The 22,873-nt window shown below is 63.7% G+C and carries 21 protein-coding genes and 1 pseudogene; 10 read left to right on the top strand and 12 right to left on the bottom strand.

Annotated elements, in window-relative coordinates; translation table 11 throughout:
• Positions 1-11: 11 nt before the first annotated feature.
• The 3 genes and pseudogenes from QOS90_RS16405 to QOS90_RS27660 form a co-directional block, all read right to left on the bottom strand.
• Positions 12-1,706: a putative bifunctional diguanylate cyclase/phosphodiesterase gene (locus QOS90_RS16405; protein ID WP_027593965.1), complete on the bottom strand. Its 1,695-nt coding sequence runs from the start codon at positions 1,704-1,706 to the stop codon at positions 12-14.
• Between the two features lie 12 nt (positions 1,707-1,718).
• Positions 1,719-2,717, bottom strand: a complete 999-nt coding sequence (locus tag QOS90_RS27655; protein WP_371918143.1) for a methyl-accepting chemotaxis protein — start codon at positions 2,715-2,717, stop codon at positions 1,719-1,721.
• 237 nt (positions 2,718-2,954) lie between these two features.
• Positions 2,955-3,386 (bottom strand): annotated as a pseudogene (locus QOS90_RS27660) (PAS domain-containing protein); the annotation flags it as partial.
• A 164-nt stretch (positions 3,387-3,550) separates the two neighbouring features.
• Between QOS90_RS27660 and QOS90_RS16415 the strand changes: the two are divergent.
• The 5 genes from QOS90_RS16415 (at position 3,551) to QOS90_RS16435 (ending at position 8,121) form a co-directional block, all read left to right on the top strand.
• On the top strand, positions 3,551-3,865 hold the full coding sequence (locus QOS90_RS16415) for a helix-turn-helix domain-containing protein (protein ID WP_027593967.1): 315 nt from the start codon (positions 3,551-3,553) through the stop codon (positions 3,863-3,865).
• A 247-nt stretch (positions 3,866-4,112) separates the two neighbouring features.
• A complete protein-coding gene (locus tag QOS90_RS16420) occupies positions 4,113-5,423 on the top strand; it encodes a C4-dicarboxylate transporter DctA (RefSeq protein WP_027593968.1) in 1,311 nt (436 codons plus the stop codon).
• Positions 5,424-5,467: 44 nt separating this feature from the next.
• Entirely contained in the window at positions 5,468-6,172 is a 705-nt protein-coding gene (locus tag QOS90_RS16425; RefSeq protein WP_027593969.1) for a FadR/GntR family transcriptional regulator, read from the top strand.
• Between the two features lie 15 nt (positions 6,173-6,187).
• Positions 6,188-6,868, top strand: a complete 681-nt coding sequence (locus tag QOS90_RS16430) for a GntR family transcriptional regulator (protein ID WP_027593970.1) — start codon at positions 6,188-6,190, stop codon at positions 6,866-6,868.
• A gap of 188 nt (positions 6,869-7,056) precedes the next feature.
• Positions 7,057-8,121, top strand: a complete 1,065-nt coding sequence (locus tag QOS90_RS16435) for a hypothetical protein (protein ID WP_085273226.1) — start codon at positions 7,057-7,059, stop codon at positions 8,119-8,121.
• Between the two features lie 63 nt (positions 8,122-8,184).
• Here QOS90_RS16435 and QOS90_RS16440 read toward each other — a convergent pair whose 3' ends face one another.
• Positions 8,185-8,613, bottom strand: coding sequence for a PACE efflux transporter (locus QOS90_RS16440; protein WP_027593972.1), 429 nt, complete (start codon positions 8,611-8,613; stop codon positions 8,185-8,187).
• Positions 8,614-8,715: 102 nt separating this feature from the next.
• Between QOS90_RS16440 and QOS90_RS16445 the strand changes: the two genes are divergently transcribed.
• Together QOS90_RS16445 and mcpA are read left to right on the top strand one after the other, a co-directional pair.
• Complete coding sequence (locus tag QOS90_RS16445; RefSeq protein ID WP_085273225.1) at positions 8,716-9,594, top strand: LysR family transcriptional regulator; 879 nt, start codon at positions 8,716-8,718, stop codon at positions 9,592-9,594.
• A gap of 141 nt (positions 9,595-9,735) precedes the next feature.
• Positions 9,736-11,622: a methyl-accepting chemotaxis protein McpA gene (gene mcpA / locus QOS90_RS16450; RefSeq protein ID WP_027593974.1), complete on the top strand. Its 1,887-nt coding sequence runs from the start codon at positions 9,736-9,738 to the stop codon at positions 11,620-11,622.
• A gap of 79 nt (positions 11,623-11,701) precedes the next feature.
• On the opposite strand, the gene QOS90_RS16455 is transcribed toward mcpA, so the two are convergent.
• The 3 genes from QOS90_RS16455 to QOS90_RS16465 all read right to left on the bottom strand — a co-directional run bounded on the left by QOS90_RS16455 (position 11,702) and on the right by QOS90_RS16465 (position 14,457).
• The gene (locus QOS90_RS16455) at positions 11,702-12,766 is read right to left on the bottom strand and encodes a YkvI family membrane protein (protein ID WP_027593975.1); all 1,065 of its coding nucleotides are present in this window, start codon (positions 12,764-12,766) and stop codon (positions 11,702-11,704) included.
• Between the two features lie 164 nt (positions 12,767-12,930).
• Positions 12,931-13,308: a RidA family protein gene (locus QOS90_RS16460; protein ID WP_085273224.1), complete on the bottom strand. Its 378-nt coding sequence runs from the start codon at positions 13,306-13,308 to the stop codon at positions 12,931-12,933.
• A 12-nt stretch (positions 13,309-13,320) separates the two neighbouring features.
• Entirely contained in the window at positions 13,321-14,457 is a 1,137-nt protein-coding gene (locus QOS90_RS16465; protein WP_085273223.1) for an NAD(P)/FAD-dependent oxidoreductase, read from the bottom strand.
• Positions 14,458-14,572: 115 nt separating this feature from the next.
• On the opposite strand from QOS90_RS16465, the gene QOS90_RS16470 reads away from it, so the two are divergent.
• Both QOS90_RS16470 and QOS90_RS16475 read left to right on the top strand, forming a co-directional pair.
• On the top strand, positions 14,573-15,178 hold the full coding sequence (locus tag QOS90_RS16470; RefSeq protein ID WP_085273222.1) for a helix-turn-helix domain-containing protein: 606 nt from the start codon (positions 14,573-14,575) through the stop codon (positions 15,176-15,178).
• Positions 15,179-15,299: 121 nt separating this feature from the next.
• The gene (locus QOS90_RS16475) at positions 15,300-16,085 is read left to right on the top strand and encodes a sulfite exporter TauE/SafE family protein (RefSeq protein ID WP_027593979.1); all 786 of its coding nucleotides are present in this window, start codon (positions 15,300-15,302) and stop codon (positions 16,083-16,085) included.
• A 12-nt stretch (positions 16,086-16,097) separates the two neighbouring features.
• On the opposite strand, the gene QOS90_RS16480 is transcribed toward QOS90_RS16475, so the two are convergent.
• The 5 genes from QOS90_RS16480 to QOS90_RS16500 all read right to left on the bottom strand — a co-directional run bounded on the left by QOS90_RS16480 (position 16,098) and on the right by QOS90_RS16500 (position 21,275).
• Positions 16,098-16,637 carry a histidine phosphatase family protein gene (locus QOS90_RS16480; protein ID WP_085273221.1) on the bottom strand — a complete coding sequence of 180 codons (540 nt, stop codon included), beginning with the start codon at positions 16,635-16,637 and terminating at the stop codon, positions 16,098-16,100.
• Between the two features lie 87 nt (positions 16,638-16,724).
• Positions 16,725-17,057 carry a DUF3325 domain-containing protein gene (locus QOS90_RS16485; protein WP_027593981.1) on the bottom strand — a complete coding sequence of 111 codons (333 nt, stop codon included), beginning with the start codon at positions 17,055-17,057 and terminating at the stop codon, positions 16,725-16,727.
• A complete protein-coding gene (locus QOS90_RS16490; RefSeq protein WP_085273220.1) occupies positions 17,054-18,574 on the bottom strand; it encodes a PepSY-associated TM helix domain-containing protein in 1,521 nt (506 codons plus the stop codon). Before QOS90_RS16490 ends, QOS90_RS16485 begins: the two co-directional genes overlap by 4 nt.
• Positions 18,571-18,858 carry a hypothetical protein gene (locus QOS90_RS16495; RefSeq protein ID WP_027593983.1) on the bottom strand — a complete coding sequence of 96 codons (288 nt, stop codon included), beginning with the start codon at positions 18,856-18,858 and terminating at the stop codon, positions 18,571-18,573. Before QOS90_RS16495 ends, QOS90_RS16490 begins: the two co-directional genes overlap by 4 nt.
• A gap of 176 nt (positions 18,859-19,034) precedes the next feature.
• Positions 19,035-21,275 carry a TonB-dependent siderophore receptor gene (locus tag QOS90_RS16500; RefSeq protein ID WP_085273219.1) on the bottom strand — a complete coding sequence of 747 codons (2,241 nt, stop codon included), beginning with the start codon at positions 21,273-21,275 and terminating at the stop codon, positions 19,035-19,037.
• 240 nt (positions 21,276-21,515) lie between these two features.
• On the opposite strand from QOS90_RS16500, the gene QOS90_RS16505 reads away from it, so the two are divergent.
• Positions 21,516-22,799, top strand: coding sequence for an arsenic transporter (locus QOS90_RS16505; protein WP_027593985.1), 1,284 nt, complete (start codon positions 21,516-21,518; stop codon positions 22,797-22,799).
• The last annotated feature ends 74 nt before the right edge of the window (positions 22,800-22,873 follow it).

Below are 22,873 nucleotides of genomic sequence, written 5' to 3' on the forward strand. Positions count from 1 at the left end.
GCGCTTCGACTTCAGCCTTTACCGCTGCGCCATTGCTCAGGCTGCCGATACCCTTGCGCCCAAGCCAGCACTTCACTCGCCGGCATCGGCCTGGCGATGAAATACCCCTGCGCCAGCTCGCAACCCAGTGCCATCAGCACCCGCCCATGCTCGACACTCTCCAGGCCTTCGGCAACCACCTCGCGGCCAAACGCACGCGCCAGCCCGATCACCGCCCCGGTCAGGGCCAGGTCATCCTGGTCATGGAGGATGTCACGCACGAACGACTTGTCGATCTTGATGGTCTGGGTCGGCAAGCGCTTGAGGTAGCTCAGCGACGAATAGCCGGTGCCGAAATCGTCCAGCGAAAAGCGCACGCCCAAGGCCCGGCAGGCATCCAGGCACCGACTGACATGCTGCAGGTTGTCGATGGCCACCGACTCGACGATTTCCAAGTCCAGCCGGGCCGGGTCAACCCCGGGGTGCTCCGCCAGCAACTGTTCCAGGCGTTCGACGAAATCACTGCGCTGCAAATGCCGCGCAGCAATGTTGACACTCACCGACCACGGCTGCCCCTGCCCTTGCCAGGTCTGCAACTGGCTCAGCGCCTGGTGGATCACCCATTCGCCAATTTCGATGATCAGGTCGGTCTGTTCCACCAACGGCAGGAACTCGCCCGGCGGCACCAGGCCACGGCCCGGCCGTTGCCAGCGCAGCAACGCCTCGAAACCCAGCACCTCGCCGCTGCGCAGGTTGACCTTGGGCTGGTAGTACAGGCACAGCTCGCGATTGCGCAGTGCCCGACGCACCCGTGTCACGGTCTGGTGGGTGGCCTTGAGTTCCTGCTCCTGGGACACATCGAACACGTGGTAACGGTTGCGCCCACGCTGCTTGGCCACATACATGGCCTGGTCGGCGTGACGCACCAGGGTATCGGCGTCCTCATCGTCGAGCGGGTACAGCGTGACGCCAATACTGGCGCTCAACGAGAGGGTGTGCTCGCGCACCACATAAGTGGCCGCCAGCGCCCGCAGCACCCGGCACAGGGCCGCATGCAACTGGCGGTCGTCGCTGACATTGCGCAGGATCAGCACAAACTCGTCACCCGACAACCGGGCCACGGCATCCCCCCCGCGCAAGATGCCCTTCAGGCGCTGCGCCACTTCGACCAGCAACAGGTCGCCAGTGGCATGCCCGTAGCCATCGTTGACCGCCTTGAAGCCATCAAGGTCGAGCATGCACACCGCCAGCGGGATGTCTTCACGGCGCGAGAACGCCAGTGCCTGGTTGAGCAGGTCGGACAGGTAGGCGCGGTTGGGCAGCCCGGTCAGCACATCGTGCCCCACCCGCCATTGCAAGGTGTGCAGCAATTGGCGCTTCTCGGTGACGTCGAAGCGGATCGACACATACTTGCGCACCTTGCCGGTCAGCGGGTCGACCAGTGGCACCATGGTGCTGTCGACCCAGTACAGCGAACCGTCCTTGGCGCGGTTGCAGATCTCGCCCTTCCACACCTTGCCCGCCGTCAGCGCCCGCCACATGCCGAGGAAGAATTCCGGCTCGTGCAGGCCGGAATTCAGAATGCGGTGGTTGGCGCCCAGCAGTTCGTCGCGGCTGTAACCGGAGATGCTGCAAAACTGCTGGTTGACGTAAGTGATGCAGCCACGCAGGTCGGTTTCGGAAAAGATCGCGGCCGCGTCCACGGCCGCGCGATAGTTATCGTCCATAAGCATCCTGCCCTAACGGTTGAAGCGCTCCACGAGGGCGCGCAATCCGGCGCACACCTCTTCCAGCTCGGCACCGCGCGAGGCGGCAGCGTTGGCGCTATGGGCGCTGTGCTGGGCAATGCCCGCCACACCGTTGATCTGCCGCGACACCTCTTCAGCCACGGCAGACTGCTGCTGCGAGGCTGTGGCCATCTGCTGGCTCATGCCGCTGATGCGTTGCACCGCTTCACGAATACCGTGCAGTGCCTGTTGGGCCTCCTGCACCTGGGCAACGCCCTGCTCGGCGCCCTGAATGCCTTGGCTGGCAATGGCCACGGCTTCTTCGGCACCGCTGCGCAGGCCATCGATAATGGCCTGGATATGCAACGTCGACTGCCGGGTCTTGTCGGCCAACGCCCGCACCTCGTCGGCCACCACGGCAAAGCCACGGCCCTGCTCACCGGCACGGGCGGCCTCGATAGCGGCATTGAGCGCCAGCAGGTTGGTTTGCTCGGCAATGCCCCGGATCATCCCCGTCGCCTCGGCGATGGCGCCGGTCTGACCAGCCAGGTGGGTGACCGCCTGGTTGATCTGGTCCACGGTGCCGGCCAGGGCGCGGATCGCCGTGCCGCTGGCATCGGCCACGCGGCTGCCCTGCTCGGCCAGCAGGTGCGCGGTATGCGCCTCGGCGGCGGTGAGTTGCACATGGTTGACCACCTCGCCGATCGAGGCGGTCATCTCGGCCATCGCGGTTGCGCTCAGGTCGGTTTCAGCGCGCTGCTCCAGCAGGGCCGTTTCGGTACCGCGCGACAGACGCCCGGCATCGTGCGCGGCTACTGCCATCTGCGTGGCCAGGTCGCTGAGCCGGGTCAACGCGGTTTTCAGGCGCGCCTCTTCACCGATCAAAATCAGCTGCAGTTGCCCGGCGGCGCCCGGCAGGTCGCTGTAGGTCAACGCCGCGGTGGGGTCGGCGAAGGTGCCTTCGGCGCCCTGGATGACCCGCCGCAACTGGCGGCCCAAGTCGTTGCGCATCCACAGGCCATAGGCCGCGAACAACGCAAGGGTTAGGCCCTGCCCGGGCCAGCCTGGCCAGAACTGGTTGGCGCTCACCGCCAACACCCCACCCAGCAGCGGCAAGGCTATGGCCTGGCCCAGCAACGCCAGGCGGCGGCCGTACGACAGCGGCGCCTGGCCCTGACGCAGTCGCGCATACAGGGCCTCGGCACGGCTGACTTGTTCGCGAGTCGGGCAGACCCGTACCGATTCGTAGCCGATCACCCGGCCGTCTTCAAGGATCGGCGTGACGTAGGCATTGACCCAGTAGAAGTCGCCATTGCGGCAGCGGTTCTTGACGATGCCCATCCAGCTTTTGCCGGCTTTGAGGTAGCGCCACATCAATGCGTACACCGCTGGCGGCATGTCGGGGTGGCGCACCAGGTTGTGCGGGCTGCCGATCAACTCGGCCTCGCTGTAACCGCTGATGGCGGCAAATTCGGGGTTGCAGTAGGTAATGTGGCTGGCGGTGTCGGTGGCGGAAATCAGCCGCTGACCCGAGGGGAAACGTTGCTCGACCGGGGTTACCGGGAGATTGAGACGCACGATGAGACTCCATTCACTGACGAACCGGCACCCTGCCCATCGACGACCATCGGAACCGATACGCAGCGATCCGCTCCAATGTGCACATGCGCTTCCAGCCATACCGGCATGAGGCCGAATGACACTGGAAACTCGACGATGACTGTCCGGTCAAGCCGCGAATTCTACGAAATTCATCACATAAATCAAATAAAGGTGATCGATCATGGCGTTGCGCCATGCGGATAGATATCGTTAAGTTCTTGATTCTAAATGGGAATTAAGTGATGACGAGATCAGCTCTGGGTTTTGCCCTGCGCCGCTACCGCAAGCTGGCGGGTCTGACCCAGGCACAATTCGCCGAGCGAACCGGCTTCGACCCTAAGACCATCAGCCGTTTCGAGACCGGCGCCTATACCCCCAGCGTCGACGCGCTCATGGCGTTCGCAGGCGTACTGGGTGTCAAACCTAAGGACTTCTTCGCCGAACCGGACGACGAAGAGGAGCAGCGCGCCTACCTGTTCGGTGTCATCCACAACGCCCCGCCCAAAGATCTTGGCAAGCTGATTGCAGCAGTTGACCAGGCGTTGGCCAAGCCCTGACCTGATTCATCGGTTTACCTGGGGGCGCTGTTCAGCCCCGATAAATGGCATGCACCGAATTAGAGCCTGGCAGGGCCAATTGCCCCACAACTGGTCAGACCGGTAAGGCCAAAATCACTTGCAATGTAGGATTTTTCGCGCTTTTATGGCCTCGCGCTGAACAAACCGGTAAGACCACAATAATTAAGTCCTGCGCTCTTTGACCCTCGCGGCATCGAAGCAAGGACACCGACCAGAGATCACTCCCATGCTCAAATGGTGCTCGCGTTCGATCTTCCTGCAAGTCGTGCTGGGCCTTGCCCTCGGCATTGCCTGCGGCCTCAGCTTCCCCGAAGTCTCCCTGCAACTCAAACCCCTCGGTGACGGCTTTATCAAGCTGATCAAGATGCTCATCGGCTTGATCGTCTTCTGTGTGGTGGTCAGCGGTATCTCCGGTGCTGGCGACTTGAAAAAGGTTGGGCGGATCGGCCTGAAATCAGTCATCTACTTCGAAGTACTGACCACCATCGCCTTGGTGATCGGCCTGGTGTTCGCCTTCACCAGCGGCATTGGCAGCGGTGCCAACATCCACCTGGACCAGTTGTCCAGCGCCGACGCCAGCAGCCTGGCCGAGCGCGGCCAGCACATCCATGGTGCCACCGCCTTCTTCATGGACCTGATCCCGACGTCGGTGATCGGCGCCTTTGCTGACAACAACATCCTGCAGGTGCTGCTGTTCTCGGTGCTGTTCGGCAGTGCACTGAACCTGGTGGGTGACTCGGCGGCAGGTATTTCGCGGCTGATCAACGAGCTTAGCCACGTGATCTTCCGCATCATGGGCATGATCGTGCGCCTGGCGCCCATTGGTGTGTTCGGCGCAATCGCCTTCACCACCAGCAAATATGGCCTCGAGTCGCTGCAGCACCTGGGTGGCCTGGTGGCGCTGTTCTACCTGACCTGCGCCGGCTTCGTGCTGATTGTCCTGGGTACCGTCATGCGCCTGTCGGGCCTGAAACTGCTGCCCCTGATCAAATACCTGCGTGAGGAGCTGACCATCGTCCTCGGCACCGCCTCTTCCGACGCCGTGCTGCCGCAGATCATGCGCAAGCTCGAACACCTGGGCATCGGTACCTCTACCGTCGGCCTGGTGATCCCGACTGGCTACTCGTTCAACCTCGACGGTTTCTCCATCTACCTGACGCTGGCCATCGTGTTCATCGCCAACGCCACCGGCACGCCACTGGAGATGACCGACCTGCTGACCATCCTGCTGGTCTCGCTGGTGACTTCCAAGGGCGCTCATGGCATCCCAGGCTCGGCGCTGGTGATCCTCGCCGCCACCCTGACCGCCGTGCCGGCCATCCCGGTGGTGGGCCTGGTGCTGGTGCTGGCAGTGGACTGGTTCATGGGTATCGGCCGGGCACTGACCAACCTGATCGGCAACTGCGTAGCCACCGTGGCCATCGCGCGCTGGGAGAAGGACATCGACCTGGAGCGTGCGCAGAACGTACTCGCTGGCAAACCAGGTTTTGCCCACACGCCCCGCAAGCAGCCCAACATTCATCAACAGGAATTCTGATCGAACGCGGCCGGCGATGACGCCGGCCCTTCCAGGAGCGAACCGTGATCAGCTCATCGACCGTCGTCAACTCAGTGGTGGAAAAACTCCGCCAAGCCCTGGCCCGAGGCCAGTGGCGCTCCGGCGACATGCTGCCTGGCCAGCGCGAACTGGCCGAACAACTGGGCATCAGCCGCCCCAGCCTGCGCGAAGCCGTCACCGTGCTGGAAACCCTGGGCCTGGTGCGCGCGCTGCCCGGTAAAGGCGTGCTGGTGCTGGATGCCGATGCTGCCCTGCAGGAGCCGAGCATCGACACCAGCGCGTCGGCCAGCCTGGCCGATGTACTGGAGCTGCGCTACACCCTCGAGCCCTTCATCGTCGGCCTGGTCGCGCAATCGGCCAACAGCCACGACATCGGCCAATTGCGCCTGACGCTGATGGACATGCGCGAAGCGCTGGAGGCCGATGACAGCGAAGCCGGGGTCAAAGCCTACATCGCCTTGCATGAGGCGCTGTTCGCCCTGACCACCAATCCGATCTTCCAGAGCGTGGTGCAGCAGACCAGCAACGCCCTCAAGCAGAGCGCCGACATGCTGCGCAACTCGCCCGAACACCTGGCCGCACGGCTGAAGGAAAACGATGCCGTGGTGCGCGCCATCCGCGAACGCAACAGCGCCGAGGCCAGCGCCCAGATGCGCCAGCACATCCTTGCCGAAGGCCAGCGCATGGGCATCCAACTGAACATCCCGGACGAACACCCCCGCCCTTGACCCAGGAGAGCGACCATGACCGCCTGCGCCCACGCCGCCCCCCGCCTGCCTGCCTTGCTCGCCGCCGGCGAAACTCGCCTGTCGGCCGACCAGATCTACCCACGGCTGTTCGACGCAATCCTTGAACAGCGCTTGCCGCCAGGTGCGCTGCTGCCCGAGCAGGCCTTAGGCCATGCCTTTGGTGTCAGCCGCACGGTGATACGCCGGGTGCTTGGCCGCCTGTCGGACCAACAGGTGGTGGTTCAGCGCCCCAGCCACACCGCGCACCTGGCCGCACCCGACCCAGACCAGGCGCGCCAGGTGCTCAGTGCCAGGCGCCTGGCCGAAACCACCTTGATCACCCTCGCCGCGCAACGCGCCCGGCCGGCGCAGATCCGCCAGCTGCGCCTGCTGGTCGAGCGGGAGCGCCAACACCACGAAAACGGTGAGCGCTGCGCGGCCATCCGCCTGGGCGGCGAGTTTCACCTGAAGCTCGCGCAGGTCGCCGCCAACGCGCCGCTGGCGCGGTTTCTCAACGGCCTGGTGCCGATGACCTCGCTGATCATCGCCCGCTATGAGTCGCCCTGCTGCGACCACTGTGCCTGGGAAGAACATGCGGCGATCATCGATGCGGTCGAGGCAGGTGATGCCCCCGCAGCGCTGGCGTTGATGCACGAGCACCTGGACCGGCTGCAAGACAAGCTCGACCTGGGCTGAGTTTTTTGTCGTTGTAGGAGCGGCCTTGCGTCGCGAATGGGCTGCAAAGCGGCCCCCTGCAATGTTTCGGTGAGGCTGAAATCCTGGGGCTGCTTCGCAGCCCTTTCGCGACGCAAGGCCGCTCCTACTGGCAGCCTTCTCTCTATACTCGAGAAACCACCCCAGCCTCTACCCAGGGAGGCGGCCGCGTGAGCTCGCGTATCCCCTTACTGCTACTGTGCCTGTTGCTGGCCCTCGGCGGCTGTGCGAGCAAGCGCCCGCCCGCCCCGCCACCGCCCGCCGTGCTCACCCCCGCTGCCTGGCAGCGCATCGACCTGGACCTGATCGAGGCCTCGGTCGGTGCCGCCGGGTCGGCCAACGACTACGCCCGCCGCTCGATGCGGGTGTGGAAGGAGCAGGTGCAGCAACGCACCGAGAGCGACTTCATCCCCTGGTTCACCGGCTACTGGACCCAACAATGGCTGACCCTCAAGGTCGCCTGGTACAAGATCGACAGTGGCGAGGGCCGTGAGCCTGCAGAAAAACGCCTGGCGCTATACCTGCAGGAGCAGTACCACGAACGGGTGATCGAGCCCGTGGCCGAGCAGATCAACCCCGAGGGCATTCGCGACCGGGCCTGTGAATTGTACGTGCAACTGTTCGGCCAGCAACTGCCTGGCATCATCGCCCGCTACAACGCACCGGCTGAGCAATTCAGCCAGCGCCTCAACCGGATACCTGCCATCGCTCTGGGCCCGCCCGCTGCACGCAACGCCAGCCTCTACCAACTGCTGCGGGCCAAGTCGCTGGACCAACAACCGGCCTGGCAAGCCATGCGTGAGCATTTGCACCAACAAGCCAGCAAAGGCCCGGGGCAGACCGACGTGGGCCTGTCGTCGGTGGCCACCCGCGCCAGCGAGAAGCTCGGCGCCACCCTGGCCCCACGCGGCATCGCCAGTGCCGTGGCCTCTGCGGTGGGCAAGGTGGCTGGGGCGATGATCTCGGTGGCGGCAACCGGGTACGGCATGATCACCCACGGCCGTGAACAACCGCAGATGGTCGAACAGTTGCGGGTGATCCTCAACGTGGCGCTGAACCAGGAATGGCAGGAGTTGATGGAGAACCGCCAGAGCGGGGCGATGGCGGGGGTGTATTACCTGTCGGGGCAGGTCGAGGACAGTTTGCTGGCCAGTGCGCCGCGGCCGGTGGAGCAGCCGATAGCGCCGCAGGCGGAACAGCGGCAGGCGCCTTTGTTGATACGCCTGCCGCCTTAGGGGTTGCTTGTGCGGGCCTCTTCGCAGCACAAGGCTGCTCACAAGGGGCGTTTCAGCAACCTGTCAGGCAGTGGCCAGCGCCGAGGTGGGCAAGCCGAAGAGCCTGTCGAATGCCCAGTTGTAGGCAAAGGTGTAGCACGGCACCAGGATGATGAACGCCAGGTCCACCAGAAACGCCTCGACCAGGCTCATGTCCAGCCACCAGGCAATCAGCGGAATCAGGTACACCACCAACGTCAGTTGAAAACCGATGGCATGCGCCACGCGCCGGGCCACGCTGCGCCCGCGTTTGGCCTGGCGGGCCTCCCAGCGCTCGAACAGGGTGTTGTAAATCAAGTTCCAGAGCATCGCGATGGTGGTGATCATCACGGCCAATGGCCCGGTGTGGGAAGCCTGGGTGTCTGACAGATACGCCAGCCCGAGGGTGGACATGCACAACCCGATCAGTTCATAGAAAGTCACATAGACCAGTTTGCGTTTGAGCCCCTGCACCTGGGTTTACCTCCAAAGTCAAAAAAACGATGGGGGGAGAATGCTTCAATCTTCTTGACAGTAAAAGTCAGCAGCTGTCAGATCAACTGACAGGAGGCTGCCATGAACTTTTCCAGCGACAATATTCAGCTGTTTCTCGCCGTGCTCGACCGCGGTTCGTTCTCCGCTGCCGCACGCGCCCTGCACCGGGTGCCGTCGGCCGTGAGCATGGCCATCGGCAACCTTGAGGCAGAGCTTGGGTACAGCCTGTTCGAACGTGGCCCGCGCGAAGTGCGGGCGACGGCCCAGGCCTTGGCCCTGGAACCCCACGCCAGGTTGATCGCCGAACAACTCGGGCTGCTGCAGGTGCATGCCCTGGAGTTGTCCCAGGGGCTTGAGAGCAGCCTGACCATCGCGGTGGTCCCCGACGTCGACCATCGCCCGCTGTTAGGCGCCATCGCCCAGCTCGGTGAGCGCTACCCGCTGCTGGACATCGCGCTGCTCAGCGCCCCCCAGGAAGAAGCCCTGCACTTGCTCGACAGTGGCCGCGCCGACCTCTGCGTGGCCTTCGCCGGCCTGCAGGTCGATGCCCGTCGCGGCTTCCAGTACATCGGCATGGAGTCGCTGGTGGCTACCCTGTCACCCACCCATCCGGCGCTGCTCGACGCATGCATTCACTACCTTGAAGACCTGATCAATGTGCGCCAGATCCTGGTGCGCAGCCGCGACCTGCCGCTGACCGACCCGCGCGCCCTGATCGGGGCCACGCACTGGTCCACCGACAGCTTCGACGTCGCCCTGCAGATGGTCGAGGCCGGCCTGGGCTGGGGTGACCTGCCGCTTTCGCGCATCGCACCGCTGTTGGCGGCCGGGCGGCTGGTGCAGCTAGAGTTTCGCAATACCCGTAATGAACTGCAGTTGCCCGTGCACATCCTGTGGCGCAAGCAGCACCCGCTGCGCCAGGCAGCGCGGCTGTTGATCGAGCAGCTGTGTAAACGCTGAATGCCGTTCGTCGAAACGGCCTGAAGAAATTTCGCTAAGTGTTTCAATTTTTTACCCCTCAAGCCGATAGCCAGACGACAGGGCGCAGCGCGTCATGAGTGCGCTGTGCCCTCCCCCCTGATTGGCTCAAGGTCTCGAAACATGAACCTGAAATTTCGCCACAAGATCCTGCTCAGCGCGTGCGGCGTCGTGGTCCTGGCTTTTGCCCTGTTCACCCTCTACAACGACTACCTGCAACGCAACACCATTCGCCAGAATATCGAGTCTTCGGTGCAGCAATCCGGCGCACTGACCGCCAGCAGCGTGCAGAACTGGATGAGCGGGCGCATCCTGGTGCTGGAAAACCTGGCCCAGGACATCGGCCAGCAAGGCGCCGGTGACACCCTGAACGGCCTGGTCGAGCAGCCGTCCTATACGCGCAATTTCCTGTTCACCTACCTGGGCCAGGCCAACGGTGCATTCACCCAGCGCCCAGACGCGCAGATGCCCGCCGGTTACGACCCCCGCCAACGCCCGTGGTACAGCACCGCGGCAAGCGCCGGGCAGACCGTTTTGACCGCACCTTACCAAGGCGCCGTCGGCGGCTTGATGGTCACCATTGCCACCCCCGTGAAGGGCAAAGGCAACGGTGAACTGATCGGTGTGGTCGGCGGCGACGTGACCCTCGACACCTTGGTCGAGATCATCAACTCGGTCGATTTCGGCGGTATCGGCCATGCCTTCCTTGCTGACAGCAATGGCCAGGTCATTGTCAGCCCGGACAAAGACCAGGTGATGAAAAACCTCAAGGACATCTACCCCGGCAGTGGCCTGCGCGTCGCCTCGGGCATGCAGGATGTCACCCTCAATGGCCAGGACCGCCTGATCTCCTTTGCCCCGGTCAACGGCCTGCCGTCGGCCCAGTGGTACATCGGCCTGTCGATCGACAAGGACAAGGCCTACGCCGCCCTTAGCCAATTCCGCACCTCGGCGATCATCGCCATGCTCATCGCCGTGGCCGCCATCGCCGGCCTGCTGGGATTGTTGATCCCGGTGCTGATGCAACCGCTGACCACCATGGGCCGTGCCATGCGCGACATCGCTGAAGGTGAAGGTGACCTCACCCGCCGCCTGGCTGTGCAGAACAAGGACGAGTTCGGCGAACTGGCGATGTCGTTCAACCGGTTCGTTGAACGCATCCATGCCTCGATCAGTGAAGTGTCGTCGGCCACGCGACTGGTGCATGACCTGTCGGAAAAGGTGGTCAACGCCTCCAACGCTTCGATCACCGGCTCCGAAGAACAGAGCATGCGCACCAACAGTGTGGCGGCAGCCATCAACGAGCTGGGCGCTGCTACCCAAGAGATCGCGCGCAACGCCGCCGACGCCTCGCAGCATGCCAGCGGCGCCAGCGAGCAGGCCCACGGTGGCCGCGAAGTGGTCGAGGAAGCGATCAGTGCCATGACCGCCCTGTCGCAGCGCATCAGCGAATCGTGCGCGCAGATTGAAACGCTCAACGCCAGCACCGACGAAATCGGCAAGATTCTCGATGTGATCAAAGGCATTTCCCAGCAGACCAACCTGCTGGCGCTCAACGCCGCCATCGAAGCCGCGCGTGCCGGTGAAGCCGGCCGTGGCTTCGCCGTGGTCGCCGACGAGGTGCGCAACCTGGCGCACCGCACCCAGGAGTCGGCCGAAGAGATCCATCGCATGATCACCAGCCTGCAAGTGGGCTCGCGCGAGGCGGTGCACACCATGAACACCAGCCAGGTCTCCAGCGAACAGACCGTGCAAGTGGCCAACCAGGCCGGTGTGCGCCTGGCCAGCGTGACCCAGCGCATTGGCGAGATCGATGGCATGAACCAGTCGGTGGCCACTGCCACTGAAGAGCAGACTGCCGTGGTCGAGAGCCTCAACCTGGACATCACCCAGATCAACGCCCTCAACCAGCAAGGCGTCGAGAACCTGAACGAGACACTGCTGCACTGCGATCAGCTGGCCCAACAGGCTGGCCGATTGAAGCAGCTGGTGGGCAGCTTCAGAATCTAAGTGTCACGTTCGCCAGCAAGCCCTCTCCACACCCCTGTGGGAGCGGGCTTGCCCGCGAATGAGCTGCGCAGCAACCCCGCTACACCACCACCGCTTTTACCGCCTTACCCCGCCGCACCCAGGCCAGCAACACCGCTGCCATCAGCACAAAACCCAGGTAGCCAAACAGCGGATATACCTCGCCCACCAGGCTGATGAACCCCACCAGGCTACAGCCAAACGCCACCACCCCGGTCACCACCGAGCCCCAGCGAAACGTCGCCGTGCCCGCCGGCAACAGCCGCGAAAGGAACGAGAACATAGTGCCCACCGCCGTGTTCACGATCATGCCGAAAATGATCAGGCACATCACCAGCCCCAACAGCGGCGACACCTCATTGGCAATCGACAGCATCGGCATCGGCAGATCGGCAACACTGTCCAGGCGCGACAACAGCCCGGCGCTCATCACCAACATCAAGCCACCGAGCGCTGCACCGCCCAGCAACCCGCCCCACACCGCAGTCTTCTCGCCCTTGGCCGAGCCCCCCAGAATGGCCAGGATCGGCGCACCGGCAACGATGTTGTAGGACACATACAAGAACGCGCCCAACAGCCAATGACGGGTGCCGGCCTGCTGCTGGCTCGCCAGGTGATCGAGATCGGCAAAGCTCTGCTCGCGGGTAAGCACTGCGTACAGTGCAATCGCCGACGCCACCAGGATCAACAACGGGGTGATCGCGCCGATGGCCAGGATCACCTTGCGCACGTCCAGGCACACGATGCCCACCACCACGACCGTCATCAGCACGCTGCCGGTCAACGCCGGGATGCCGAACTGCTGCTCCAGCAGTGCACCCCCACCGGCCAGCATGACCACGGTGACGGCGAACATGAAGAAGGTGATCAGCCAGTCGACGAACAGGCCCAGGTGACGGCCACAGATGGCCTGTATCACATCCTTGTGCGATGTGGCCCGCAGCCGGTTGCCCAAGCCCGCCAGGGCCATGCCGAGGAAGGTGAACAAGGCGGCGCTGACCAGCGCGCCGACCAGCCCCCACACCCCGAAATCGACAAAGAACAACAACAGTTCCCGCCCCGAAGCAAAGCCCGCCCCCACGATCACGCCAACGAAGGCCCCGGCGATTTTCAGCTGCTCTTGCATGTGAACCTCTGGTTTTATTGTTGTTGTGTGTCACTGCGGCAAAGAACCCCTGTAGGAGCAGCCTTGTGCTGCGAAGAGGCCAGCAGCACCACAGCAATGCCATGGGCAATCCTCTTACGCAGCACAAGGCTGCGCCTACAATTTCCTGCTGGATCAGTGAACGGTTACGCTTGGCCGATAAACGCCTGCACCTCGATCTCCACATCCACCCCCAGCGCCAACGCCGAGGCCACCGTCGAACGAACCGGCAAGGCGGCGCCGAAGAATTCCTTGTAAACCTCGTTGAAGCCGGCGAAGTGGTTCATGTCCGACAGCCACACCGTGGCTTTCACCACTTGATCGAAGCGTGCCCCGCACGCCTCCAGGCTCTCGGCGATGCGTTCGCAGGCCGCGCGGGTCTGGGTCTGGATATCACCCCGCACCACTTCGCCGCCGGCACTCATCGGTACTTGGCCAGACAGAAACAGGAAGCCGCCGGCTTTTACGCCACGGGAAAACGGAAATGGCAGGCTGCTGGGAAAACGCTGGATATCATTGCTCATAAAAAGCTCCTTTCACGGTTGCTGGAAACGTGCCGGGGACAGGCGTTCAGGCGCCACCCCCTGGCTGACAAGGCTAGGGCACAGCGGCTGGCCAAGCAGCAGGTCAGCTGCCAGGCGCGAAGCACCTGCTGCCGACTGGATGCCATAGCCACCTTGCGCCGCCAGCCAGAAAAACGCAGGCATGCGTGCATCAAAACCAATCACCAGGTCGCCATCGGCAACAAACGAACGCAAACCGGCCCAACTGTGGCTTGGGCGGCGGATAGTCAGCGTGGTCATGGCTTCGATGTTGTAGATACCCAACGCCACATCGAGCTCTTCGGGCGCGGCATCCTGAGGTTCGACCGGGTCGGCGTTGGCGGGCGAGCCGAGCAGTTGCCCGGCGTCGGGCTTGAAATAGAAGCTCTCGTCGACGCCAATCACCGCTGGCCAGCGGGCGAAGTCCTGCTCGGCGGGGCCGGGGAAAGTAAACGCGCTGCGGCGGCACGGCTGCAGGCCGATGGGGGCCACGCCGCATTGCTCGGCGACGCGGTCGGCCCAGGCACCTGCCGCATTGACCAGTTGATGAGCCTGGACACAGCTGCCATCGCTCAATTCCACCTGCCACACGCCATCGAGCAAGCGGGCCTTGGCCAATTCCGCGTTGCAGCGCAGTTCACCCCCGGCAGCCCGATAGCCGCGCAAAAACCCTTGGTGCAGCGCGTGTACGTCCAAGTCCATGGCGCCTGGCTCCAGCACCGCGCCGGCCACGACCTCGGGCCGCAGGCTCGGCACCAGCGCCAGCGCCGCGTCGCGGTCGAGCAGGCTGACTTCGGTGCCATTGGCCAGGTTCTGCGCATGGGTCTGTTCGAGCAGTTGCTGTTGTTCATGGCTGGCGACATAGAGGCAGCCGCGCGGCTCAAGCAAAGGGTGTTCGCAGAAGCCTGCGGGCGGCGCTTCGTAAAACGCTCGGCTGGCACGGGTCAGCGCCTGAATCTGCGGCGTGCCGTAGGCCTCCATGAACATGGCCGCCGAGCGCCCGGTCGAGTGATAGCCCGGCTGTGACTCGCGCTCGAGCAGCAGCACCCGTTGCTGGCCAGCCAGGCGATAACCCAAGGAGGCGCCGGCAATGCCTGCGCCGATGATCAGGGTGTCGTAGATCGGGGTCATGCACGCTCCTGCTTCGATAATTATCATTTATGAGAATTCTAATATATGAGAATTTAGAACTGCGCAAGTGTCCAAGGTAATATGCCCGACCAACGCCGTATGCCGAGTGCCCCGAATGCCCGATGACCGTCCCGATGCACTGCCCTTGCTAGACCGCGCCGCCGTCGGCAGGCGCCTGCGCCAAGTGCGCAAGGCGCGCCAATTGACCCTCAAGCAATTGTCCGAAGCCAGCGGCGTGCCGGTGTCGACCTTGTCGAAAATGGAGCTTGCCCAGGTCTCGGTGAGTTACGAAAAACTGGCCGCCGCTGCCCGCGCGCTGAATGTCGATATCGCGCAGCTGTTCCGTGCCAGCGGCACGGCCGATACGCCGGTGCCGGTCACCGTGGTGGTGGACTCACTGGCCGCGGTGGCAGGCTACGCGACGGGTACCTACGACTACCACCCGATCGCCGGTGCATTCCCCGAGCGGCGCATGACACCCGCCTATGCCCGCATCATCGCCCGCGAGCGCGGGCAGTTCGACGACTTTATCCGCCACCCAGGCCAAGAGTTCGCACTGGTGCTCAGCGGGCGTGTGCGCATCGAGTTCGAGACGGGTGAAGCCGTCAGCATCGGCCCGCAAGAGACGGCCTACTTCAATAGCCAGGTGGGGCATATCTACCTGTCGGAAAGCGAAGACGGCGCTGATGCGCAGGTGATGGTGGTCATGACGGACCGCTGAGCGGTGCCGTACAGGCAACACGCAGTTATAACCTAATAACGAACTAGTCTATTTGGCTATTAAAAATTCTATATGCTGGCTTCCATCCGATAACGGGCAAAGTTGGGCAGTCGAGTAGCGTATGGATGTAGGTTCTTTCGGTTTCACCCTTGCCGGGCTGGTCGTGGGTTTCATCGTCGGTATGACCGGCGTAGGTGGCGGCTCGCTGATGACCCCTATTCTTTTGTGGTTTGGCATCAACCCGGCCACTGCTGTCGGCACCGACCTGCTCTATGCCGCCATCACCAAGGCCAGTGGCGTCTGGGTGCATGCCCGCAACAAGAACATCGACTGGAAAATCACCGGCCTGCTGAGCCTGGGCAGCGTGCCCGCCGCCGCACTCACCCTGTGGTTCCTCAGCACCCTGCATACCGACACCTCGGCGCTCAACGCCATCATCAAACAAGGCCTGGCCGTGGTGTTGATCCTCACCGCACTGGCCATTCTGTTCAAATCGCGCCTGCAGGCATTCGCCAGCCGTCATGCCGGTGACCACTATCACCTCAGCGACCGCAGCCTGAACACGCTGACCGTGCTCACCGGCGTCGTGCTGGGGGTCATGGTCACCCTGACCTCCATCGGCGCTGGCGCATTGGGCACCGTGGCCTTGTTCCTGCTTTATCCCTTCCTGGTGACCCGCCGCCTGGTCGGCACCGAAATCGCCCACGCGGTACCGCTGACGTTGGTCGCGGGCCTGGGCCACGCCGGCATGGGCAACATGGACTGGTCGCTGTTGGGCTACCTGCTGCTCGGTTCGCTGCCGGGTATCTACATGGGCAGCCACCTTACCGGGCGGATTTCCGACCGCGTGCTGCGCCCGTGCCTGGCCGCGATGCTGTTGCTGATCGGCTACAAACTGGCCTTCTGACCGCCACCGCTATCAACCCAGACGCAGACGCCACTGCCCGGCGAAGCTGAGTTCAAGGCGCGATAGCGGTAGCACATCAATGCGCTGATGGGCGCTCATCGGACACCCCAATAGCTGGACCAGTACGGCGCGGATGACCATGGGGTGAGTCACTGCCAGCCATTCACCCGGCGTGTCGAACGCCGCCAGCCAAACCGCCACGCGCTGGCACAGCTGGGCGAACGATTCGCCGCCATGTGGTGTGCTGTCGGGGTTTTCCAGCCATTCGGACAACGCCTGTGGATGAGCTGCCTGCAACTGCTTGAGCGACAAGCCTTGCCAACACCCCAGGTCGCAATCCGCCAATGCCGGTTCGACCCGTGCTTGCGCCGATAAAAATGCCGCCGTCTCGCAGGCCCGCCGCTCCGGCGCACTCAGCACCTGCACGGCAGGTCCAGCTGACACGGGCGGTTGCTCAAGCGCCAGGATGCCGTCCTCCGGCCGGGGCAGGCAGCCGGTCTTCTGCGCGTGGGTCAGGGCATGGCAAACGAGGGTCAGGCGAACGGCTTTCACCGGTGCTCTCTTCATGGCAGGCGGGAGCGGATGGTTTAGCATGCCGCCACTTTTTTTGCGCGACGAAATGCGCCTGGCCTGTGCGGATCAAGCCAGCAGCAACATCACACCCCACACCGGCACTGCCGCCGACAAGCCGACGGCCAGCCGCGGCCAGTAGGGCAATAGCATCACCAGCAGCATCCCTGCCAGCGACAGCGCCCCGAACCACGCCACCGGCCCCATGGCCCAACCCCAGGCCTGGGCGCACAGCAGCAGGCTGACCAGCAGCGCCAGCCACCCTGCCCCTCGCAACCCCAGGCGTAGGCCACGTGGGCAGGGCCGATTCCAGACATGCTTGTAATGCCGCTCCAAGCCCTGGCACAACGCGAGCATCCCGACGTAGGCGAACAACATACCGCCTGTAACCCACATCATCATGCGCCCGCCTCCACGCTTCGCCCTGCCCTGGTCTTCTGCGGCGCCGACGCAGCCTGACGTACCCGCCAAGCCACCAGCCCCAGCAACACGCCCAACACCATCGCACACGCCACCACACCCTGGCGCATCGCGTCAGCCATGCTACCCAACGCGGCCAAGCCGATGCACAGCAGCGCCACCAACAGCAATTGCTCGACCCAGGCGCGCCGTGCCGGCCGCACCCCCGCGTGCAGCAGCGCCAGCAGCCACGTGCCAAAGAACACGCGCACCTCCCAGTTTTCCCGTTGCACGAGTTCAACCGGCAACAAGCGGCTGGCCCACAGCAGGGCCACGCAGGCCAGTAACAACCCGCTGACGAAGCCGACATTGCACACTTCGGCTACCCGGTACCAGCGCCGCGCCGAAGGCTGCGCCGTGGCGCTGGCATATTTGCGCCCACGCTTGACGCAAAACAGCACCAGCCCACTGGCGATCATCACGCAACTGACCACCCCGCAAATGAAGTACAGCCAACGCATCGGGTAGCCGCCGAACTGGGCAAAGTGCAAACCGACCATCACCCGCTGGGTCAGCGGGGCCGCACGCCACTCAGGCACATCGCTAAGCAGCTCGCCGCTGACGCCATCGAAGACCATCGCCTGGCCTTTGGCGAGGGCGATCCGGTTGCCCAGCTCGGGGCGGATTTCAATACGCGCGCCTGCGGTGTTGGGGTTGCGGATGTTCAAGCCGCCAATCGGCCCCAGCCGCGCCTCGGCCTGAGCCAGCAACGGCGCCACATCAACCAGTTCGCCCGGCTGCCTGGCCAGTTGCCGTGGCTGCTCCAGGCGGGCATTGCCCTGCGCCTGGAAGTACGCGCGGCTGTCGCCTTCGAACAATGCATCGACCCCTGCCGGGATGTAGATGAGCATGAAGATCACCAACCCGGTGTAGGTGATCATCAGGTGGAACGGCAGCAACAACACGGCGCTGGCATTGTGAAAGTCCAGCCATGAGCGCTGGCCCTTGTTGGGCCGGAAGGTGAAGAACTCCTTGAAGATCTTTTTGTGGATCACGATGCCCGTGACCAGTGCCGCCAGCATCACCAACGCCAGCACACCGACCACGAAGATGCCCCAGTTGCGCGGCAAGTCGAGGGTGAAATGGAAGCGGAAAAAGAAGTTGCCGCCGACACTGTCACGCACCTCGATGGCCTCGCCGGTACGCGGGTCGAGCTGCACGCCACCGCCATGGCGACGTTCGCCGGTGGACACCCGCAACCCGGGCGAACGCTCGGTGGGCAGGCTGATGCCCCAGTTGCCGGCCTTCGGTTCGTGGGCTTGCAGATAGGCAACGGCCCGCCGCGCGGCGTCGGCCTGGGACACCTCGGTTGCCGGGACCTCCGGCTTCATCCAGTGATTGAGCTCCTTGTCGAACACCGCCAGGGTGCCGGTGACGAAGATGGCAAACAGCAGCCAGCCGAAAATCAGCCCGGCCCAGGTGTGCAACCAGGCCATCGATTGGGTGAAGGTATTCTTCATGCCAGCCACCTCAGTGCCTGCGGCCAGAAGCCGATCAGTGCCAGCGGTGCAGCAAGCACCAGCGGCGCCCAGGCACGCACGGCATCACGGCTGGCAAAGGCCCAGAGGATTGCGCCGGTGTAGAAGATGAAGGCTGGCAGGGTCGCGACAATGACCGCGTCGGCGGACGACAGCGGCAGCAACCGGGCCAGGCAGGCACTGGCGGCGTAGCTGAACGCGTAACCGCCCAGCAACGCCGCGGTGCTGCGGGAGAAGATCTGCAGCCAGGCGGGGGCTTGGATCATCGGAAGCTCCTCGAGGGTCTTGGGTGGGCTGCTGCGCATGCCGATCGCCTTGTAGGAGCAGCCTTGTGCTGCGAAGAGGCCGGTGATAGCTGCGAAGATTCGCGAGGCTTTCATCGACCGCTTCGCAGCACAAGGCTGCTCCTACAGGGGGATTGGGCCGCACTGCGGCCCCGGGATCAGAAGGTGATATTCAACGAAGCAAACACCGCCCGACCCGGCTGGTTGTAAGTGTTGGCACCCGAGCTGCTGGCATTGCCACCGCGCAGGATCTGCTTATCGAACACGTTGTTCACCCCCACCCGCACGTCATAGTTGGCGTTGAACTTGTACCCTGTGCTCACGTCCACCAGGCCGTAGGCTTCGACATCCTGCTGCGCCTCCTGGTCGTAGCTTTCCTGGGTGCGGTAGTTGTAGGTCGGCGACTTCTGCTTGCCGAAGTAAGTGCCTGCCACCTGGAACGACAGTTTGTCGGTGGCGCGCCAGTCGAGGGTGGTATTGACCGTGTACTCTGGGATCACCGACAGCGGCTCGCCCGTCTCGCGGTTGTCATTGTCGAGCATCCAGGTCAGGTTGGTGTTCCAGTCCAGGGTCGGGCTCAGCGCGATGAAGAAGTTGCCCTCGATCCCTTCCACGCGTGCTTCGCCGGCGTTCTCCCACTGCGTCACGCGGCGGCCGCTGTTGATGGTGTAGAGCACATCGGTGTCGCCGATGATCTTGTTCTTGTAATCGTTGCGGAAGTAGGTCGCGCTGGTGCGCCAGGTGCCACGGTCGTACAGCAGGCCGATCTCTTTGTTGACGCTGATTTCTGGCTTGAGGTCGGCGTTGCCCTGTAGGTAGCAACCACCCGAGTTGGTCTGCTGCACGCTGCAACCGTTACCACGGCTGTAGAGCAGGTAGTTGGGGTTGGACTGATACAGGTTCGGCACCTTGTAGGCGCGGGCGATTCCGCCCTTGACCGACAGCGCCTCGGTCAGCTTGTGCGACAGGTTAAGGCTGGGGCTGAAGTTGTCGCCGAAGGTCTCGTGGTGGTCAAAGCGCAGGCCTGGGGTGACGGTGGTGTCGCCGACAATGATGTTGTCTTCGACGAACAGCGCGTAGCTCTTGGCGGTCATCTTCGAGTTGCTGCGGTCGAAGCCGCTGATCGCGTCGTTGCCACCGCCACTGGGGTCAAAACTCTGCGGGCGGAACGAGCCCTGATCGTTGAGCGACTCGTACAGGTATTCGCCACCCAGGGTCAGTACATGCTCGGTGCTGCCCATGGCGAATGGCAGGTTAACTTCGCTGCTCAGACGCGTATTGCGCAGCCGCGACATGGCGGCGCCGCTGTCGTTGATCGCGCCTTCCGGGCCCCCGGCCAAGCCTTCGTTGAGGCGCCAGTTGCGCACGTACTCGTAGGCCAGCGTGGTCTTGCTGGTGCCCCAGGCGAAATCGCCCAGGTGGGTCAGGTCGTAGGTGTTGCGCTGCATCACGTTGGTCTCGTGGCCATACAGGCTGGAGATCAGATCGACATTGCTGCCGCCGTTGCTGTTCATGGTGTCGCCAGCATAAATGTTGCCTTGCCGGCTGTAGCCGGCGCTGGTTTCAAAGCGGTGCTCGTCGTTGAGTTTCCAGCTCAGCATCCCGTTGATGTCTTTGTTGCGCACGCCTTCGCGGCCGGCCGACAGCGCACTGTTGGCATGGCTGGCGTTGATGTCCAGGTCGTCGGCGTCGGTCTTGGCCAGGCCACCGTACAGGCGGAAACCCAAGTTTTCGGTGAGGCCGCCCCCCAGGTTGAAGTTGGTACGGCGGCTGGCCCCCTCGGCGCTGTCTTCGGGCATCTGCGTGTACAGGCTGACGCTGCCTTTGAGCTCATCGGTCGGGCGTTTGGTGATGATGTTGACCACCCCGCCCATGGCGCCAGAGCCGTAACGCGCCGCCGCCGGGCCGCGCAGGATCTCGATGCGCTCGACCGCTTCGGCCGGCACCCAGTTGGTTTCGCCACGGGTATCGCGGTCGCCGTTCCAGCCATAGCGCACTGCATTGCGAGCGCTCGAAGGCTTGCCGTCGATGAGGATCAAGGTGTTTTCCGGCCCCATGCCGCGCAGGTCGATCTGCCGGTTGTTGCCGCGCGCACCGCTGGCACTGTTGCCGGTCAGGTTGACCCCCGGTTCGCGGCGGATCAGTTCGGACAGGTCATTGGCCGGGGGATGACGCTTGATGTCCTCTTCGGTGATGATCGACGAACCCAGTGCCTGCCGCGCTTCGCGTTCGGCGGTGACCAGGGTGTCCTGAATGACCAGCGCGCTTTGCGCAGCAGGCACCTCCAGCACTTCACCGGCGCGCTGCTCGTCGGCCTGGGCGGCAGTCGCGACCATGGCCGGCGAGGCCAACGCAACGAACGCCAAGGCCAGGCTGTTGGGTGAAGGTCTGGATTGCATCGGTACATCTCCTGCGATTCATGAGCGAAAAGGCACATCCCTACCAGGAAGCCGGCGAGCCCTCGCCCACCGGCCTCGCAACGACAAAGTGGAGGCCAACAGGGGTGGTAAATATAGTGATTCTCAAATGAGTTTAAATCTTATTTACGAAACTTACATGTTTGTAACGGAACTTTGCTGAAACGCCCGTGCTTGCCCTACTCTGTGGCGGCTTCTTTGGCCCTTCGAGACCTTGTGTTCATGCTCCCAGCCGCATTGATTTTCCTGTTCACCCTGACCCTGGTCATCTGGCAGCCCAAAGGCCTGGGCGTCGGCTGGAGCGCCACCTTGGGCGCCGTGCTCGCGCTGGTGTGCGGGGTGGTGTCGCTGCACGACATCCCCACGGTCTGGGCCATCATCTGGAACGCCACGGCGACGTTCATCGCCCTCATCATCATCAGCTTGCTGCTGGACGAAGCTGGCTTCTTCGAATGGGCGGCGCTGCACGTGGCGCGCTGGGCGGGAGGTGACGGGCGCCGCCTGTTCGCCTTCATGGTGCTGCTGGGCGCCGCTGTTTCGGCGCTGTTCGCCAATGACGGCGCGGCGTTGATCCTTACCCCCATCGTCATGTCGATGCTGCTGGCGCTGCGCTTCTCGCCAGCCGCCACCCTGGCCTTCGTCATGGGTGCGGGCTTTATCGCCGACACTGCGAGCCTGCCACTGGTGGTGTCGAACCTGGTGAACATTGTCTCGGCGGACTACTTCGGCCTGGGTTTCAACGCCTATGCCTCGGTCATGGTGCCGGTGAACCTGGTGGCCGTGGCAGCCACCTTGTTGGTGCTAAGGGTGTACTTCGGCCGCGATATCCCGCTGCGCTATGCCACCGATGAGCTCAAGCTGCCAGCCATGGCCATCCGCGACCGCGCGACGTTTCGTGTCGGTTGGGTGGTGCTGCTGGCGCTGCTGGCCAGCCTGTTCGTGCTTGAGCCGTTGGGCATTCCGGTCAGTGCCGTGGCCGCGGCCTGCGCGGCCGTACTGTTCGCCGTCGCTGCCCGTGGTCACGTGATTTCCACACGCCGCGTACTGCGCGAAGCACCGTGGCAGATCGTGGTGTTTTCGCTGGGGATGTACCTGGTGGTCTACGGGTTGCGCAATGCCGGCCTGACCGACTCGCTGGGCAGCGTGCTGAACTGGCTGGCCGGCCATGGGGTATGGGCGGCTTCGCTCGGTACCGGGCTGATTGCCGCGCTGTTGTCGTCGGTGATGAACAACCTGCCCAGCGTGCTGATCGGTGCGCTGTCGATCCATGCCAGCGAGGCCCAAGGCGTGGTGCGCGAAGCGATGATCTACGCCAACGTCATTGGCTGTGACCTGGGGCCGAAGATCACCCCGATTGGCAGCCTGGCCACGCTGCTGTGGCTGCATGTGCTGGCGCGCAAAGGGGTCAGCATCGGTTGGGGGTATTACTTCAAGGTCGGGGTGTTGCTGACGGTGCCGGTGTTGCTGGTGACATTGGCGGCTTTGGCGGTGCGGTTGAGTATCTAGGCGCCCAGGCCTGTGGGGTTGACCTGCGATAATTTGGACAGGGTGCCTGGCCAGGGCTACGCCCTGGTTCGCGG

The sequence above is a fragment of the Pseudomonas sp. LAIL14HWK12:I10 genome (genome assembly GCF_900184205.1).
Taxonomy (GTDB): domain Bacteria; phylum Pseudomonadota; class Gammaproteobacteria; order Pseudomonadales; family Pseudomonadaceae; genus Aquipseudomonas; species Aquipseudomonas kermanshahensis.